Source organism: Moraxella sp. CTOTU49097 (assembly GCF_032064105.1).
Taxonomy (GTDB): Bacteria; Pseudomonadota; Gammaproteobacteria; order Pseudomonadales; family Moraxellaceae; genus Faucicola; species Faucicola osloensis_B.
Map to the genome: position 1 here is coordinate 83,001 of NZ_DAMBOA010000005.1, position 16,405 is coordinate 99,405.

General features: G+C 44.0%; 17 protein-coding genes. 8 read left to right on the top strand and 9 right to left on the bottom strand.

Annotated elements, in window-relative coordinates:
* Positions 1–93 precede the first annotated feature (93 nt).
* From rpe to RT064_RS04900, 4 genes are all read left to right on the top strand, one after another.
* Positions 94–852 (top strand): ribulose-phosphate 3-epimerase, encoded by a 759-nt coding sequence (gene rpe / locus RT064_RS04885; RefSeq protein WP_409519528.1) that lies wholly within the window; start codon positions 94–96, stop codon positions 850–852.
* A 49-nt stretch (positions 853–901) separates the two neighbouring features.
* A complete protein-coding gene (locus RT064_RS04890; protein ID WP_099807756.1) occupies positions 902–1,210 on the top strand; it encodes a hypothetical protein in 309 nt (102 codons plus the stop codon).
* A 117-nt stretch (positions 1,211–1,327) separates the two neighbouring features.
* Entirely contained in the window at positions 1,328–1,648 is a 321-nt protein-coding gene (locus tag RT064_RS04895) for a hypothetical protein (protein ID WP_007115494.1), read from the top strand.
* Between the two features lie 198 nt (positions 1,649–1,846).
* Positions 1,847–2,575, top strand: a complete 729-nt coding sequence (locus tag RT064_RS04900) for a hypothetical protein (RefSeq protein WP_313062081.1) — start codon at positions 1,847–1,849, stop codon at positions 2,573–2,575.
* A 97-nt stretch (positions 2,576–2,672) separates the two neighbouring features.
* On the opposite strand, the gene rluB is transcribed toward RT064_RS04900, so the two are convergent.
* Positions 2,673–3,536 carry a 23S rRNA pseudouridine(2605) synthase RluB gene (gene rluB, locus RT064_RS04905; RefSeq protein ID WP_036591148.1) on the bottom strand — a complete coding sequence of 288 codons (864 nt, stop codon included), beginning with the start codon at positions 3,534–3,536 and terminating at the stop codon, positions 2,673–2,675.
* A gap of 234 nt (positions 3,537–3,770) precedes the next feature.
* Between rluB and RT064_RS04910 the strand changes: the two genes are divergently transcribed.
* Positions 3,771–4,469 (top strand): DUF805 domain-containing protein, encoded by a 699-nt coding sequence (locus RT064_RS04910; protein WP_313062082.1) that lies wholly within the window; start codon positions 3,771–3,773, stop codon positions 4,467–4,469.
* Positions 4,470–4,536: 67 nt separating this feature from the next.
* On the opposite strand, the gene scpB is transcribed toward RT064_RS04910, so the two are convergent.
* The 7 genes from scpB to RT064_RS04945 all read right to left on the bottom strand — a co-directional run bounded on the left by scpB (position 4,537) and on the right by RT064_RS04945 (position 10,028).
* The gene (gene scpB / locus RT064_RS04915) at positions 4,537–5,082 is read right to left on the bottom strand and encodes an SMC-Scp complex subunit ScpB (protein ID WP_313062083.1); all 546 of its coding nucleotides are present in this window, start codon (positions 5,080–5,082) and stop codon (positions 4,537–4,539) included.
* A complete protein-coding gene (locus RT064_RS04920) occupies positions 5,079–5,867 on the bottom strand; it encodes a segregation and condensation protein A (RefSeq protein ID WP_313062085.1) in 789 nt (262 codons plus the stop codon). The genes scpB and RT064_RS04920 overlap by 4 nt, the downstream gene beginning before the upstream one ends.
* A complete protein-coding gene (locus RT064_RS04925) occupies positions 5,864–6,490 on the bottom strand; it encodes a nuclease-related domain-containing protein (protein ID WP_313062087.1) in 627 nt (208 codons plus the stop codon). The genes RT064_RS04920 and RT064_RS04925 overlap by 4 nt, the downstream gene beginning before the upstream one ends.
* Positions 6,491–6,497: 7 nt before the next feature.
* Positions 6,498–7,124: an O-methyltransferase gene (locus tag RT064_RS04930; RefSeq protein ID WP_313062088.1), complete on the bottom strand. Its 627-nt coding sequence runs from the start codon at positions 7,122–7,124 to the stop codon at positions 6,498–6,500.
* Between the two features lie 84 nt (positions 7,125–7,208).
* Complete coding sequence (locus RT064_RS04935; protein WP_313062089.1) at positions 7,209–7,787, bottom strand: hypothetical protein; 579 nt, start codon at positions 7,785–7,787, stop codon at positions 7,209–7,211.
* Between the two features lie 32 nt (positions 7,788–7,819).
* The gene (trpS, locus tag RT064_RS04940; protein WP_313062090.1) at positions 7,820–8,911 is read right to left on the bottom strand and encodes a tryptophan--tRNA ligase; all 1,092 of its coding nucleotides are present in this window, start codon (positions 8,909–8,911) and stop codon (positions 7,820–7,822) included.
* A gap of 127 nt (positions 8,912–9,038) precedes the next feature.
* Positions 9,039–10,028: an LpxL/LpxP family acyltransferase gene (locus RT064_RS04945; protein ID WP_313062162.1), complete on the bottom strand. Its 990-nt coding sequence runs from the start codon at positions 10,026–10,028 to the stop codon at positions 9,039–9,041.
* A 523-nt stretch (positions 10,029–10,551) separates the two neighbouring features.
* Here RT064_RS04945 and RT064_RS04950 point away from each other — a divergent pair.
* The 3 genes from RT064_RS04950 (at position 10,552) to RT064_RS04960 (ending at position 14,453) form a co-directional block, all read left to right on the top strand.
* Positions 10,552–12,642, top strand: coding sequence for a carbon starvation CstA family protein (locus tag RT064_RS04950; protein WP_409519531.1), 2,091 nt, complete (start codon positions 10,552–10,554; stop codon positions 12,640–12,642).
* Between the two features lie 85 nt (positions 12,643–12,727).
* Positions 12,728–13,012, top strand: a complete 285-nt coding sequence (locus RT064_RS04955; RefSeq protein WP_313062093.1) for a YbdD/YjiX family protein — start codon at positions 12,728–12,730, stop codon at positions 13,010–13,012.
* 238 nt (positions 13,013–13,250) lie between these two features.
* On the top strand, positions 13,251–14,453 hold the full coding sequence (locus RT064_RS04960) for an ammonium transporter (RefSeq protein WP_313062094.1): 1,203 nt from the start codon (positions 13,251–13,253) through the stop codon (positions 14,451–14,453).
* 85 nt (positions 14,454–14,538) lie between these two features.
* On the opposite strand, the gene RT064_RS04965 is transcribed toward RT064_RS04960, so the two are convergent.
* Positions 14,539–16,398, bottom strand: coding sequence for a monovalent cation:proton antiporter-2 (CPA2) family protein (locus RT064_RS04965; RefSeq protein WP_313062096.1), 1,860 nt, complete (start codon positions 16,396–16,398; stop codon positions 14,539–14,541).
* Between the last annotated feature and the right edge of the window lie 7 nt (positions 16,399–16,405).

Here is a 16,405-nt window from a genome sequence, read left to right on the forward strand (position 1 = left end):
AATAGCCGCCAAATAATAGTCACCAAATAGTCTAAGTTTTTTAAAATAATCTTTGCTAAAATATCCGCAATTTTTAATCAAAGCTGACGGACAATGATGATGAACCAGTCTGAAATTCTTGAAGACTCACCTAAACAAGCGCCTAATAAATTTGCCCATCCCAACAATGATAGCCAATTTTTGATTGCCCCTTCGATTTTGTCGGCAGATTTTGCCCGTTTGGGCGAAGAGGTCGAGAAGGTTATCGCCGGGGGTGCTGACGTGGTGCATTTTGACGTGATGGACAATCATTATGTCCCAAATTTGACCTTTGGTAGCATGATTTGTCAGGCACTGCGTGATTATGGGGTAACTGCGCCGATAGATGTGCATTTGATGGTATCACCGGTTGATAGTATGATTGAGCAGTTCTTAAAGGCGGGCGCCAGCATCATTACCTTTCATCCAGAAGCCACGCAACATGTCGATCGCTCTTTACAACTCATCAAAGATGGGGGCGCTGACTGTGGATTGGTGCTGAATCCTGCCACGCCGCTACACTATCTCGACTATGTAATGGATAAAGTTGACCAAATTTTATTGATGAGTGTCAACCCAGGTTTTGGTGGGCAAGCATTTATTGATGGTACCCTCAAAAAAATTGAAGCGGTGCGCGAAATGATTAGGCTATCGGGTCGCAATATTCGCCTTGAAGTCGATGGCGGTATCAAAGCCAGTAATATTGGTGCGGTTGCCGAAGCAGGGGCTGATATGTTTGTCGCAGGTTCAGCGATATTTAATCAACCTGATTATCGCCAAGCGATTGATGCGATGCGTGCCGAGCTGGCTTTGGTCGGTCGCTTGCCAGCGTAAATGCGCCACAAGCAATGATACACAAGCAATGATACACAAGGAAATTGGTATGGACGTTCAATCCCCGTCTTTAGTACCCAAAGGTCTGACAATTGGGCTGGCAATATTTGCGGTGTTGCTAGGGTTGGCAGGTTTTGGGTTTAGGTTGATGTTTGGCGATAGTTTATCATCAATGCTGCCCTCACTGGTGAGTACCATTGCGATTTTTTGGCTCGGTATTCCACTGGCTTTTGTCGTGGGTTCACAGGTGTTAAATCGCTACTCAGGGCGTGCACCGATTCAAAATCGCAATGCATTAACCTTGGGTTTGCTATTTAGCTGTGTGGCGATGCTATGGATGATGGCAGCATATTCGTAACGGTTCGTTTAGCGAGTCGGCACCCATCAAGATATTGACATTAACGCGATAAATTGATGCTAGACATTGACGCTACACATAACACTAATCCTCAGTAATTATTTAGGAATTTATTGAATGGCATTGCCACATTATACTAAGCAAGAATTATCGATTTATCCCAGTAATCTTCCAAAAGGCTTAATCAACACACTGATAGTTGCTTGTTTGTTGTTAGGGTTGGCGGCTCTACGCAGCAGCAAGGGAATGCAAGGCTGGCTCAATGTCATCGAAAATTGGGTGTTTATGCTATTGTGGATTCCGCTTGCCGTCACCCTTTGCGCATTACCTTTTAAGTTACGGGATGACAGTTTTGAGCTTAAATTGGCGTATTATCTCGGCATGTTTGTGGCATTCTTATTTGAAATTAATAAACTTCGCTATTGGCATACCATGTAAACATAACGATTTAGGACAATAGTTAATAGCTAAAAGTAATCGCTAAAATTTCTGGGCAATACTTTTTTTGACCGATGAATATTTAGGCTTAGCCAACGCTAACATGCTTGAATTTTTAAACAGTTGCAATCATAGTAAGGCTATATTTGCTTTTTATAGGCAGGCTGTTATTGATAGACAAGCTGTTAAGGCGTATAGATGAATATTTTGCTCGGTATATTGTTGACTGTATTGATAAGCTTTTTGGTGTATCGATGGATAAGGCTGGCTTGGTATAAACTACATGACATGGCAGGTATTGAGGTGGGTATGTCTCAATATTCCGTGCCGTCCACAGCATCACCGGCAAAACCAGAAACCATGCGCTTGGCGTACCAATCAAACCTGCCAATTCCCAATACCTTCGGTAGTGATAGCCGTTTTGAGCTGATGCCACGTGCCAGCAAAAATGCAAGCAATAAAAAATGGTTTAAAGCAAAAAATCAACAACCGCGATTATCTTCACCTTCGATTTTAGGTATTGATGGCGCGTCAATTGAACGTATGCCAACAGCTGCTGTAATGCTGCTTGATACCATCCATGACAAACTCATGCGTTATCAGGCGTGGCAACGCGACCAAAGCCAGTCAGGTAATCAAGCAGACCACCAACACCAGCAAACCCAATGGTTGACTGAAAATAAGTTTGTGGTCAACCGCTTGATTGAGCAGACGATTCCCGAAGCTGTGCACCAGTATGACCAAATTGCCAAATATCATCCCGGTCAGCTCAATCAAAAAATTCAGGGGGAGATGACCGCAGGCGATATGCTCATTGAGGTATTGGCTCGGGTCAATCTGCAATTGGATGAATTGCTTAATGAGATGTTTCATGAAGTCAGCCAGCAATTTGCGTCAACTTACCGCTATGTCAAAAATCGCACGTAGTCGATGGTAGATTAATATCGGCATATTAAAATGAAAAAAGCGTATCAAATGGATACGCTTTTTTTGTAAGTTGCTTTTTGTGTAAATTTTATCGCGGTTAGCTGCTTCTTTTTTCTTTATCGCGGCGTAAGTGATGACCGCCGCGGCGAGCTTTTAGCGGTTTTTTTTCAAAGCGTTCTTGGCGGCGTTTGGCAATGCCGTAAAGCCCTGTGCCTTGGCGCGGGCGAATGTTGACAAGTCCTGCTAAGGTGTCAATCTCACGGCGATCTAGCTCAAGATAGCGACCCGTGCGAAGTTCCCTTGGGAGACTGACAGAGCCGTAACGGATACGCAGTAATCGGCTTACTTTTAAGCCTTGCGATTCAAATAAGCGGCGTACTTCACGATTGCGACCTTCTTTGAGTTTGACTTGGTACCATTTATTAATACCTTCACCGCCTTTTTCAACGATGTCATCAAACTGTGCCATACCATCTTCTAGCATGACGCCTCGTTTGAGGTTTAAGATAATCTCAGGGGTGACTTCCCCCATCACACGCACCGCATATTCGCGCTCTATTTCATTTGATGGGTGCATCAGACGGTGAGCCAGTTCACCATCATTGGTAAATAGCAATAAACCTGTTGAGTTGATGTCCAACCGACCCACCATTACCCAGCGGTCATGGTTCAGTGGTGGCAGGCGCTCAAATACCGTGGGACGACCTTCTGGATCATGGGCTGAGCAAATTTCGCCTTCTGGCTTGTAATACATCAAGATACGGCGGCGTTTTTCGTTTTCTGCGGTATAGCGTAGCAAACGTCCATCGACTCGGATTTCATCGCCCTGTCCGACACGGTCACCAATGGTAGCGACAGTGCCGTTAACACTGACGCGACCTTCGCGAATCACATCTTCCATTTGGCGGCGCGAACCTAAGCCTAAACGGGCGAGGGCTTTTTGCAGTTTTTCGTCTTTCATTCAATAATCCTTTAATAGGTAGCAACATTTCACAATGTTGTGCTAGCATGAAACTTCATGCTTGTGCCTATTGTAGGATAAGCGATGGCTGAATGCTAGTATAAAGTCATGTGGCTAAATTTTAACCAGTATTTTAATCAAAAATTTAACATAAATAATGTCACATTGTAAAAATTATTTTACGTTATAATTATCGACATAAGTAAATCAATACAACTACAGGGAATAATAACAATGAAAGGGCAAATAGCCAATTTCTCGCCGCAACATGGTCAAGGTATCATCATGGCGGAGGACGGCAAAAATTACCCATTTACTAGCCAACAATGGCAACAAGCAACGGCACCGATGGCAGGACAGCAAGTAGAATTTAGTGTCGATGCGCAGGGTTATGCAGTGGCAGTTGCCGGTCTTGCCGCAGGCAATACAATCAATCTGAACAAACCGATAGATAGCACGATTGCGCCCATCCATCACGGCTATACAGGCAACTCTACAGCTGCCAACTATGGTCAGGTTACTCACGCAGCGGGCATCAATGCCGTCAATCCAGCATGGGCGATTGAAGAAAATTATGGCTTTTTTGATTGGGTTAAAAAAAGTCTCAGCAATTATGCCAATTTTAAAGGGCGTGCTAGACGTAAAGAATATTGGTATTTTTATTTGGCGTGGTTCATGTTGTATCTGGGTGCGGCAATCATCGATTATATGATTGGCACTGATGGCATTGTGGCGGGGCTTATTTCTTTGGCATTGGTGATTCCCAATATTGCAGTCGGTGTTCGTCGTTTACATGATATTAATAAATCAGGTTGGTGGATGCTCATTGCCTTTATCCCCATCATTGGCGGAATTGTGCTGCTGGTGTGGTATTGCACAGATACCAAGCCGAATGTCAACCAGTGGGGCCCCCCTGCTCGCCGCTTGCCTTGAGGCAGGTTGTTGTTGAGGTAGGGTTTTTAAACAGGGTCTTTAAGAAGCTGCCCAGTCGGCAGCTTTTTTATATCTCAAGCTGTTGCACATCAGCTAGCTTTGGTAAATCTTGCAAGCTTTTAAGCCCAAAGGCGGCTAAAAACGCTGGGGTGGTATGCAGTAGTGCAGGACGTCCTAGCGTATCGCGAAAGCCTTGCTCAATAATCCAGCCCTTATCAAATAGTTGCCGTAAAATATTGCTTGATACAGTCACGCCACGAATTTGCTCAATATCGCCACGCGTCACCGGTTGTTTATAAGCAATCACACTTAACGTTTCTAATAACGCTTGGCTTAGGGTTTCTTGACGCTGGGGAAAAACTTGCTGAATAAGTGGGCTAAAGTCATTGGCGATTTGCAATCGGTAGCCGCTCGCGGTATCCGCTAAGGTTAATGCGCCTTGTGATAGACGCTGCTGCAAGACCGTGAGCGCCATGCTCAGTTGGTTTGGATTAATCGATAACCAGTGACATAGCTGTTTGGCAGTAATTGGGGTTTCTGAGGCATGTAAAATCGCTTCAATAGATTTGCTATGCTGCTGGGCAAGATGATGTTGTTGGTTAAAATCGGTCATGACGATGCCCATATCAAGGTTAGTTCGCTTACATCGGAAGCGTTGTCATCCTCTTGTGCGACAAATTTTAGCATCCGCTGTTTGGCTAATTCCAAAATGGCAACAAAACTCACCACCACACCCAGTTTGCCTTGTGATTTATCTAATATGTCGTGGAAAGTGCCTTGACCCCGACTTGCCAACATACGGCTAATACTTGCCATACGTTCTGCTAAAGGCACGATATCGGCTTTGACATGGTGCATTTGGTAATCGGGCTTTAGCTGCATTTTGATTAAGCTGTCGGCAAGCATGGTGGCAGGATAGGGTGCAATCTCTTTGGCTAATATATCAGGGTTTGGCAAACTGGCGTATGCCAAAAACACATCGCGCTCAAGGCGCATTAACGCATCGATACGCTGACTGGCGTGTTTGATTTGGGCGTATTGTTCAAGTCTGTCAATCAGCTGCTTGGTGGGGTTTTTTTCATCCTCTGGCAGTTGGGGGCTTGGTAGCAGTAATTCGCTTTTGATAGCAATTAAGGTACTTGCCATCAGCAAATAATCGCCTGCCAACTCAAAATGATTGTCATCCAATTCCTCAATATAAGTCAGGTACTGCTCGGTAATCGGCAAAATCGCTGTGGTGGTGATATCAAAGTTATTTTTTTTGACTAAGTACAACAAAAAATCCAGCGGACCTTCAAACTGCTCCAGCCAAATGGCAAAGGCTTCAGGCGGAATATAGAGGTCCTCGGGCAGACTTTGAACAGGCGTCTCAAAAATTCGAATGGCTAAATTGGTCATTTGTGATGTTGTTTTTTTAGGTTTTGAATATGCTGATGGCGAGTTTTGAGCGTATTACCAAGACGATTTGTAGCCAATAATTGGCAGATTTGCTGAACTTGTAGGTCGCTGAGTTTTTGTTGGTCAAATGACAAAATATAATCTGTGAAATTTCCCAAGCGACAGATATTGGCTGGAAAATTACTTTTTAATTCACATTCACCTGTAAATACGATAACTGAATGAAAAACGTCAGTCGGTAAATCTAATAAATTCTCCAATGTTTTGATATGTTTATAATTTTGTCGTAACGGATTTTGGAAAAGATGTTTTTTGCCATAAATGTTTTGCGTCCATTTGGCATCTTTGACTTTACCATAAATCCAGCCTTTATAGTTTTTAGTTTCAACCACGAAAATACCAAAACGCGACACATAAATATGGTCAATTTGCGTAGAACCCTCATCAGTTGCTAAAGTGACGTTTTGAAAATCATGGTAGCTATCATGTGGCAGCTTGCGATTAGCAGCTTTTTCAACCATTTTTTCGCCAAACCAACCTTTAAAAGTAGGCGATTTTAAAAAACTAATGATAAGGAAAAGAGGAATTAACCACCAAATTTGTTTTAATAATTCCCATAGCATTTTGTTATTAATCCTTTGATTGTTTAACTGCTAAAAACAATCCTGCCCCAATTGATAGGGTAGAGCACAAATAGTCGCTGTCCTGTTCAAAGGCTGACAAAAACGCTGTCACTTCATCGGCATGAGAAATCACATTATCGACAATCAGCATATCGCCAAAGGTCAGCAATCGCTTAAAATCGGCCACATAGTCGCCATATAACCTGCGCTCTGCATCCAAGAAAATCACATCAAAATGGGCGGTTGACTGACGTAAAAAATCCTTCGCATCGACTTGTTGTAGCGTGATATTGTGGTCAAACTGCAAGGTGCGCAGGTGATTGCGCGCGGTTAGTAATCGCCATTCATCAATATCAATCGAGGTCAACGTGGCAGTATCCGCGGTATTGGCGCGATTGATTTGGGCTAACGCATAGCCTAGCCATAGTGTAGAGTAGCCTGTTGATGTACCGATTTCTAATATATTTTTAGCCCGCTTACTGATAACCAGACTGGCAAGAAACTCGGCTGAATCAGGCTCAAGGTGGCGATGTCGGTTGAGACGGTTGGGCTGCGCATCGTCAAAGGCTTTATCGATTTGATAAAGCCTATCGGTGTAGATTTTGAATTTTTGAAAATCTAGATTTTCTTGCATATAGTCTATTCTTATTGAAAATTGAAACCGTACGTTATTGGGTCAAATACGGCTTGCTGAATTTAATATGGAATATTCATCCTATTATTCAAAACGCATAGGTTGTAACGTAGTCGTACCGTCTGCATTTTTGACAAATTTTTCTAATAAAATATAGCACTTTTTATAGTCCGAAGTTCCTGTAATACGGTAGTCTGTATTGGGTTGAGGAGTAAATTTGCCACCGATTTTACAAGCAATCTGTGAAACGCTAATGTTATACTCAATTTGAATTTGTTCATTGGCATTAACATATCTTTCTACCACATTAGTGGATTTTGCTCGGGTAGAATCGATTTGTGGTTTAGGCATACCTAAATTATTTCGTATAGTTCTTTGATTATCCTCTTTACTAAATAAGATATTATCAAAATTACCTCGGCTCTGAGCAACAATACCAAGGTTTTTACCGTTAGCTTTAGTATTTTGCGAGTCTGGTAAAGCAATAAAACGACCTACCACACTGGTAATAACAAATTGAACACGGCTCGAAGACGTTTCAGGAAGTTTTGCTACCTTTGTTTCTCCTCCTGTAAAACCATTCAACAAATTTTTTGATGTTTGACAACCTGTCAAGCCTAGTGTGGTTGCCATTAATAGCATTAGGGTAGGTGTAAGTTTCATCTGCACTTTCCTTAGTCAAATAAAGGTTAAAATTACTTTTTCAACTTTGCCAAGGGCTTAATACCAATGGCTTTTCGTACTTTTTCTAGGCGTTTTCGCGCATCACGGCGGGCTTTTTCAGCGCCCATTTGTAAGATTTCTTCCAATTCTTTTGGATTCGCCATCAATTCATTGTAACGAGCTCGGAAAGGGGCAATTTCGCTGTTAATTTTTTCAAACAACACTTCTTTGGCATCGCCCCAACCGATACCTTGCTCAAAACGTTGACGCAGTAGTTGTTGTTCTTCCGCGCTAGCGAATGCACGATAAATCTCAAAAATCGTGGATTCATCGGGGTTTTTGGGTTCTTCTGGCAGCTGTGAATTAGTAACAATACGCATGATGGCTTTTCGCAGCGCTTTTTCACCGTCTACTTGCGACTGATTTGATGAAGGGTCGCCAAATAACGGAATGGTATTGCCATAGCTTTTTGACATTTTACGACCATCAAGCCCCGTCAGTAGCGGCGTGTCATCATCTACCATGGCTTCGGGCAATACAAAAATCGGTTTTTCTGGGTCACAATAGCGAAAATTAAAGGTACCTGCCATATCACGTGCCATCTCGATATGTTGGATTTGGTCTTTCCCCACAGGGACATGGGTGGCATTAAACATCAAAATATCCGCGGCCATTAGCACAGGATAACTAAATAATCCCATCGAAATGCCATAATCAGGGTCAGTGTCTGGCGTTTCACGGTTAGCATCTACGGCGGCTTTGTAGGCGTGCGCACGGTTCATCAAGCCTTTAGCACAGTTACAGTTGAGCACCCAAGTTAGTTCTGGAATTTCGATAATATCCGACTGGCGGTAAAACACCACGCGCTCAGGGTCGAGACCACACGCAAGCCACGTTGCGGCAATTGCCTTGGTTGATGCATGAATCGCCTCAGGGTCGTGGCATTTGATGAGTGCGTGCAAATCCGCCAAGAAAAAATAAGCGTCGCTTTCTCCCGTACTGGCGCCTTGTATCGCCGATTGTATGGCTGGGCGAATGGCACCGACATAGTTGCCAAGATGGGGAATACCACTGGTGGTAATACCGGTTAAAATGCGGCGCGGCGCGGCTGTTTTATCATTCATGTTCAAAATTCCAAACAAAAGCAAAAAAAGTACAAAATAGGCAAAAAAATTGTCCGTTAGTATAGCGGTTTTTGACTACAAATTCATGCCAAAAATTGGCTGAGCCACATGACTCGCATGAGCAAAATTAGCGGTAATAGCGGATACCAGTAGGCTGGGTTTTATAGCGCCGATGAAACCACATGTATTGGGTCGGGTCGATACGGATATAATTTTCTAATAGCTGATTTATGCGTTTGGCATCCGCTAATTCATCTTCGGTTGGATAGTTGTCAATGATAGGCGAGAAGATGATGTGATAATGCGGTTTGCGACCTTTTGGCATCTCATCCGGGGTTTCCCGATAAAAATGCAATACCATCACGGCAGGCGGATTGGCTTTATTGCCCAGTTTTGCCATGCGACGTGGTGCAGTCAAAGTGGCAGCGGGTACTCCAAAAAAGTCTGCCATCACGCCTTGTTTAAGCCCAAAATCTTGGTCGGGGGTAATCCATACCACATGGTTGTCTTTAAGATTTTTGGCAAAATGGCGCATATCGCGATGACTGATTTGGTCGCTATAAACCTTTGAGCGAGCGTTAAAAATGAACCAATCAAGCAGCGCATTGTTTTGCGGTCGATATACCACATCTAGCGGGGTAAACATGGTGGTCAGCCGTCCACCCAAATCAAGCAAAGTTGAATGGATACCGAGTAAAATCACCGCTTTACCTTGCGATTGGGCGTTTTTGACATGTTGCAGCCCTGATACAGTGACGCAGCGGGTAAATACATCAGGTCGATACCACGCACACAGGCTTTCAAACACACCCACGCCGGCATTGATAAAAATCTTCTCTGCCATCTCTAAACGCTGATCTTCGCTGAGCTCTGGAAACGCCAATGACAGATTGGTCAAAGTATCGGCTCGGCGGCTTTTAATCAGTCCAAATAACAATTTTCCCAAAAAATGACCGATTTTAAATTGGTAGCGCAACGGCAAATAAATCAATGGCAAAATCAGCGCAACCCCAAGCCAAATCCCCCAATATTTCGGCAACAAAAACTGCCACTGGAAAGGCTTGCGCGCTGTACGGTTATCTGATTGCAGTTTTTGCAACTCGCTCACCTTTGGCATGCCTTCAAGTGTTACGGTTGACTGATGCAGCAGATTGGCATCGACATTACTGGCAGTATCAACCGAGTTCATTTTGTCTGTTGGGTCAAACATTTGAGGCTGATGATTTTGGGTTGGTTTCATAGGGTATGTTTCATTAAAAAAAGCATAAAAATACATAAAAAATGCAAAAATAAATGCCGTAGCAGCAACTTGGCCGATTAAGTTTGTAAAACTGGTCAAAAAATATAGGCTAAGATGTACAGGCATTTAAGCCGATTAGGTCATTATACCAAACAACGACGCAGGCTAAAGCCAGTAAATTTGGTATATATTGGGTAACAGTCATACATTGAGTGACGAATAACCATTAATTCATGTTACAATTTGCAAAATATTACAAAAAACTAGCAAGGATTGTTTAACGTAATTACATGTTGATTTAGTTCCATTTAACACGATTGCTTTTTAACATACTTGCTTTTATCTCTATCCTAGGATGATCTTCATATAAAAAGGAGTTGACATGCAGACAAATTCCGCAATGACAAGTAACTCCCCCATGCTATCAAAGATAGTATGGTTACTTGTTGCAATTATTGGCGCAGTGGCATTAGGGACAATTGCCCTTCACCGCGGCGAAAGTATCAATGCCGTGTGGCTTGTTGCTGCTGCCGTGTGTTCGTATAGCATTGCTTATCGCTACTATAGTTTATTTATCGCCAAAAAAGTCTTTGAACTCAATCCCCGCCGCGTGACACCCGCTCATCGCCTAAAAGATGGCTTAGATTATGTTCCTACCAATAAATACGTCTTATTTGGTCACCACTTTGCTGCGATTGCTGGGGCCGGTCCATTAGTCGGTCCTATCTTAGCGGCACAAATGGGTTATTTGCCAGGTACGCTATGGCTCATTATTGGGGTGGTATTTGCAGGTGCGGTACAAGATTTTACTGTACTATTTATCTCGACCCGCCGTGATGGCAAATCACTGGGTGAAATGGCAAAAGACGAGCTGGGTACTTTTACGGGTATTACGGTGATGCTCGGTGCACTCGGCGTGATGGTCATTATTCTTGCCGTACTGGCACTGGTGGTGGTAAAGGCGCTAGCGCACAGTCCTTGGGGGCTATTTACCATCGCGGCAACGATTCCAATCGCGCTACTGATGGGCGTCTATATGCGTTATTTACGCCCAGGTAAAATCATGGAAGTGTCTATCATCGGCTTTGTGTTGATGATGGCGGCGATTGTATTTGGTGGCGATATTGCCAAAGACCCTGCGATGGCTGAATTGTTTACCTTGACAGGTACCCAGCTGACTTGGGCATTGATGATTTATGGGGTAGTGGCATCGGTATTACCTGTGTGGCTGCTGCTTGCGCCGCGTGATTATTTGTCAACTTTTTTAAAAATAGGGGTGATTGCAGGTCTGGCATTGGCGATTGTCTTTACCATGCCCGAGTTAAAAATGCCCGCGGTTACCAAATTTATCGATGGTACAGGTCCCGTATTTAAAGGCGGGTTATTTCCGTTCTTGTTTATTACCATTGCTTGTGGTGCTATCTCTGGTTTTCACGCCTTGGTATCGAGTGGTACGACCCCAAAACTTGTGGACAATGAAGTAGATACTCGCGCCATTGGTTACGGTGGTATGCTCATGGAGTCGATGGTTGGTATCATGGCAATGATCTGTGCCACCATTCTTGACCCTGGTATGTATTTTGCGATTAATGCGCCAGCAGCGCTTTTAGGTACAACACCCGAGACAGCGGCAGCCGCTATCCAAAAATTGGGGTTTGTAATTACCCCCGATGCGCTTACGACGCTAGCGCAGCAAGTGGGTGAGAGCTCCATTATCTCACGGACAGGCGGTGCACCGACCTTTGCAATTGGGATGGCGCATATCCTGTCCTCTATCTTTGGTAGTACCGCGATGATGGGTTTTTGGTATCACTTTGCGATTTTATTTGAAGCCTTGTTTATTTTGACTGCAGTCGATGCAGGGACGCGTGCTTGTCGTTTTATGGTACAAGACACCATTGGCATCGTGGTGCCATCGGTACGTGGCTCAACCAATCTAGGCGTGCATTTGCTTGCGACTTTGATTGCAGTCGCCGCTTGGGGCTTCTTTGTCTACCAAGGCGTCATTGATCCGCTTGGGGGCATTAACTCATTGTGGCCGCTATTTGGCATCGGTAACCAAATTTTGGCAGCCATGGCATTGACACTAGGCACCGCAGTTTTATTTAAAATGAAAAAACAAAAGTACGCTTGGGTCACTGTGGCACCCACGGTTTTCTTATTGGTTACCTGTCTGACGGCGGGTTGGCAAAAAATCTTCCATGAAAATCCAGCGATTGGTTTCTTAGCGCAAGCACAAAAATACAGTGCCGCGATTGCCAAAGGTGAAGTGTTAAAACCTGCCAAAACCTTGGATGAGATGCAAACCATCGTATTCTCAAACTATGTGGATGCCGTGCTTTGTGGCTTCTTTATGATTGTGATGATTGTGATGATTTTCGGTACGATTCGCGCTTTAACAAAAGCCTTGGCAAGTGATAAACCTACCGTGGTTGAAGGTGAGGCGATTTATGAAGATCCAAAACCCTTGAATATTTCTGCACCGCATTAGTGAAAAATTAACAGTGATTGCACTTATATTGTGCAATTGCTTGATTTTCACCAAAACCATGCTAGGCAGATAGAAGGAGAATCACATGAGTAATAACGCGTTAATCGCTAACTTGATTAAAATGACCTTAAAGGCGCAAAAGGATATAATTTTTAGTCCAAAAAATATGACCCGCCTAATCACGCTGGTCAAACGGATGCAACAAAGCTTTCGTTTGATGGTCGGTGTCCCTGATTATGCGACCTACGTCAGCCATATGCAGGAGCAGCATCCTGACCTAGAGCCAATGGATGAAAAGACCTTTTTTCGCTACTGCGTCGATGCGCGCTACCCGAGTAATGGCGGTAGCATGAAGCGATGTCCTTGCTAACGCTATAAATCGGTAAAAAACAGTCTAAATTTAGGCTGTTTTTTTTATCAAAAATTGAATTGTTAATTTTTGTAAATATTGGCAATGATTTTGCATATCACTGGCAGCTTGTCGATTGACCATGCGTCGTTGATGCCTCGCTTAGGGGCAAAAAAGGGTAGCGGTTAAAAAGATTTATTGCTTTAGCAAGCGTTTTTGATTTTGCCTAAGTGTTTGACCATGTGAGTGAGGTGTGTTAATGCAGCAACCAGTTTTGCATTCAAGTTTAGATGTGTTGTTTTTATTGATTGGGTCAGTGATGATTCTAGCGATGCATGCAGGTTTTGCGTTTTTAGAATTAGGCACAGTGAGGGCAAAAAACCAAGTCAATGCGCTCGGTAAGATTTTGGGCGATTTTTGTATTTCCACCATTGCGTATTATTTTATTGGCTATCCACTTGCGTATGGTATCAATTTTTTTCATAGTACTGATGTTTTGTTGCTCGACAATGGCTATGAGCTGATGAAGTTTTTCTTCTTACTGACTTTTGCCGCCGCAATTCCCGCTATCGTATCAGGTGGGGTAGCAGAGCGCGCCAAAATATTGCCGCTTTTTTTGGCGACCTTTGTGATTGTGTCTTTCTTTTATCCTGTGATCGAAGGGGTGGTATGGAATGGCAATTATGGGTTGCAAGGTTTTTTTGCGTCGCTATTTGGCGTGCAGTTTCATGATTTTGCGGGCTCTATCGTGGTGCATGCGTTTGGTGGTTGGATAGCCTTGGGCGCGGTGTTGTTGCTTGGTGTCAGACGTAACCGCTATAAACACGGCTACGCCAGTACCCATCCACCGTCATCTATTCCGTTTTTGGCATTGGGTTCATGGATTTTGATTGTCGGTTGGTTTGGCTTTAATGTCATGTCGGCACAAAAAATCGGCAGTATCTCAGGACTGGTGGCCGTCAATTCGCTGATGGCGATGGTGGGCGGTACTTTGGTGTCGATGATAGTGGGCAAAAACGACCCAGGCTTTATGCATAACGGTCCGTTGGCAGGTCTGGTTGCAGTGTGTGCAGGCTCGGATATTATGCACCCTTTAGGCGCCTTGGTGGTCGGTGGTATCGCGGGCGGGTTGTTTGTATGGTTGTTTACCTTTACCCAAAATCGTTTAAAAATTGATGACGTACTTGGCGTATGGCCGCTGCATGGGGTGTGCGGATTGTGGGGTGGGATTGCCGTGGGTATCTTTGGGCAACATTGGCTTGGTGGTCATGGTGGCGTGAGTTTTTGGGCGCAGCTGCTCGGCAGTTTGATGGGCGTCCTTTTTGCGACAGCGACAGGATTTTTGGTGTATGGGATTATCAAGCAGTTCATGGGACTACGTTTAGGCGATGAAGAAGAGTTTAATGGCGCGGATTTGTCGATTCATAAAATATCTTCTACCTTTGATCGTGATATGTTTTAGTGATTTGAGTTTTAGTTATTTAGTTGAACAAAGGGCAATCGTGAACGTGATTGCCCTTTTTTATTGTTTAATGATTCGTATGCGGCTAATGCGACTTGGGTTCATCGGCCAATTTTTCAAACCGCTCTTTTTCTTTTTGGAGTTCATTTTTTGCGGTGGTCATATCGCTATCGAATAAGCTTTCGAGTTCTTGAATCGCCGATTGTGCTGAGGCAATCATCTCTGCTTCATCTTCATAGATGGCGCGCTGCCGTTCAATCAACGCGTCATCATAATCGCGGAACATTTGCACGGTTTTTCGTGCAGTTTTTGGCTCCATGCCCAATACTTCCAAGGTTTCGCGTGACATATCCAGCGAAGATAGGTAGGTTTCTCGCCAAATATACTTAACACCCGCATCGCGCAAACGATAATAATGCTCACGGTTTTTGGCACGTGCCAAGATGGTCAGATGCGGATAATTGCGTACGGCATAATCGGCCACCGTTGCAGACAGCTCGATATCACCAATGGCAATAATAAAAACTTTGGCTCGTTGAAGCCCTGCTGCGCGTAGGATTTCAGGGTTTTGGGGATTACCATAGTATACTTGGTTACCAAATTTGCGGACGAAATCGACTTGGTTGGCAGATTTTTCAATCGCGGTAAATTCAATATTGTGCATGCGTAGCACGCGACCGATGATTTGCCCGACGCGTCCAAAGCCTGCAATCACCACTGCGTGCTCATGGTTGGGTATTTTGTCGTATTCTTTACTGGGTTTAGCTTTGGCAAATATCGGATCGCCAATTTTTTCCAGTAATAAAAATGCCAGTGGTGTCATTGCCATTGAGACAGTCACCACAAGGTTTAGAATATTTTGTTGTTCACGGGTTAACAGATGCTGGGCGGTCGCCACGCTAAACAGTACAAACGCAAATTCCCCGCCTTGCGCTAGCGTCACCCCAAGACGGATACTGCTTTCGTTTTTGTTGCCCATGAGCCGCGCAATGATTGTCAGCACCACAAACTTAATAAGCATTAGCAATACTGCCAAGCCAATGATGAGTAAGGGCTTGGCGACAATTAATTTGACGTTGGTAAGCATACCAACTGACATAAAAAACAGCCCAAGCAGCAAACCCTTAAATGGCTCAATACTCGCCTCTAACTCGTGGCGGTATTCGGAGTCAGCCAGTAGCACCCCAGTTAAAAATGCCCCAAGTGCCATTGACAAGCCTATATAATTCATCAATAGCGACACACCCAGTACGATAAACAACGCCGTGGCGGTGAGCAGTTCGGTGGCGTTACTAGAGGCCACGAACTTAAAGAAAGGACGTACCACAAACCGACTGACAAATATCATGCCAGCAAAAATACTGATGACTTTGGCAAAATAAATCCAATCGTAATTTTGCTCTTGCGCGCCCGACAAAAATGGCAATGCCGCAAGTAAAGGAATAACCGCGATATCTTGAAACAATAAAATAGTAAAGGCTTGCTGACCATGCGTGGTGGCAAGCTGCTTTTTTTCACCCAATAACTGCAACACAAACGCCGTAGATGACAGCGCCAAGCCAAAACCGATGACAAAACTATGTGATAGCCGAATATCTAAAAAATACCACGATAGCAGCATCAGCACCACGCCCGTGACAATCACCTGCAGCCCGCCTAACACAAAAATCTGTTGCCTAAGTGCCCAAAGCCGAGAGGGCTGTAGCTCTAAACCAATAATAAATAATAGCAGCACGACCCCAAATTCAGAAAAATGCAGCAAGTCATCGGGGTTACCCGCAACTTTTAAAAAACTTGGACCTAGCAATAAGCCTGTAAACAAATAACCCAAAACCGTTGCGATACCAAAACGCTTTGCAAGCGGTATCAAAATCACTGCCGCACCCAAAAAGATAGTTGCGTCAAGCATCATAGAACTATCAGCACTGGCAGCAAGCACAAACATACAAAAC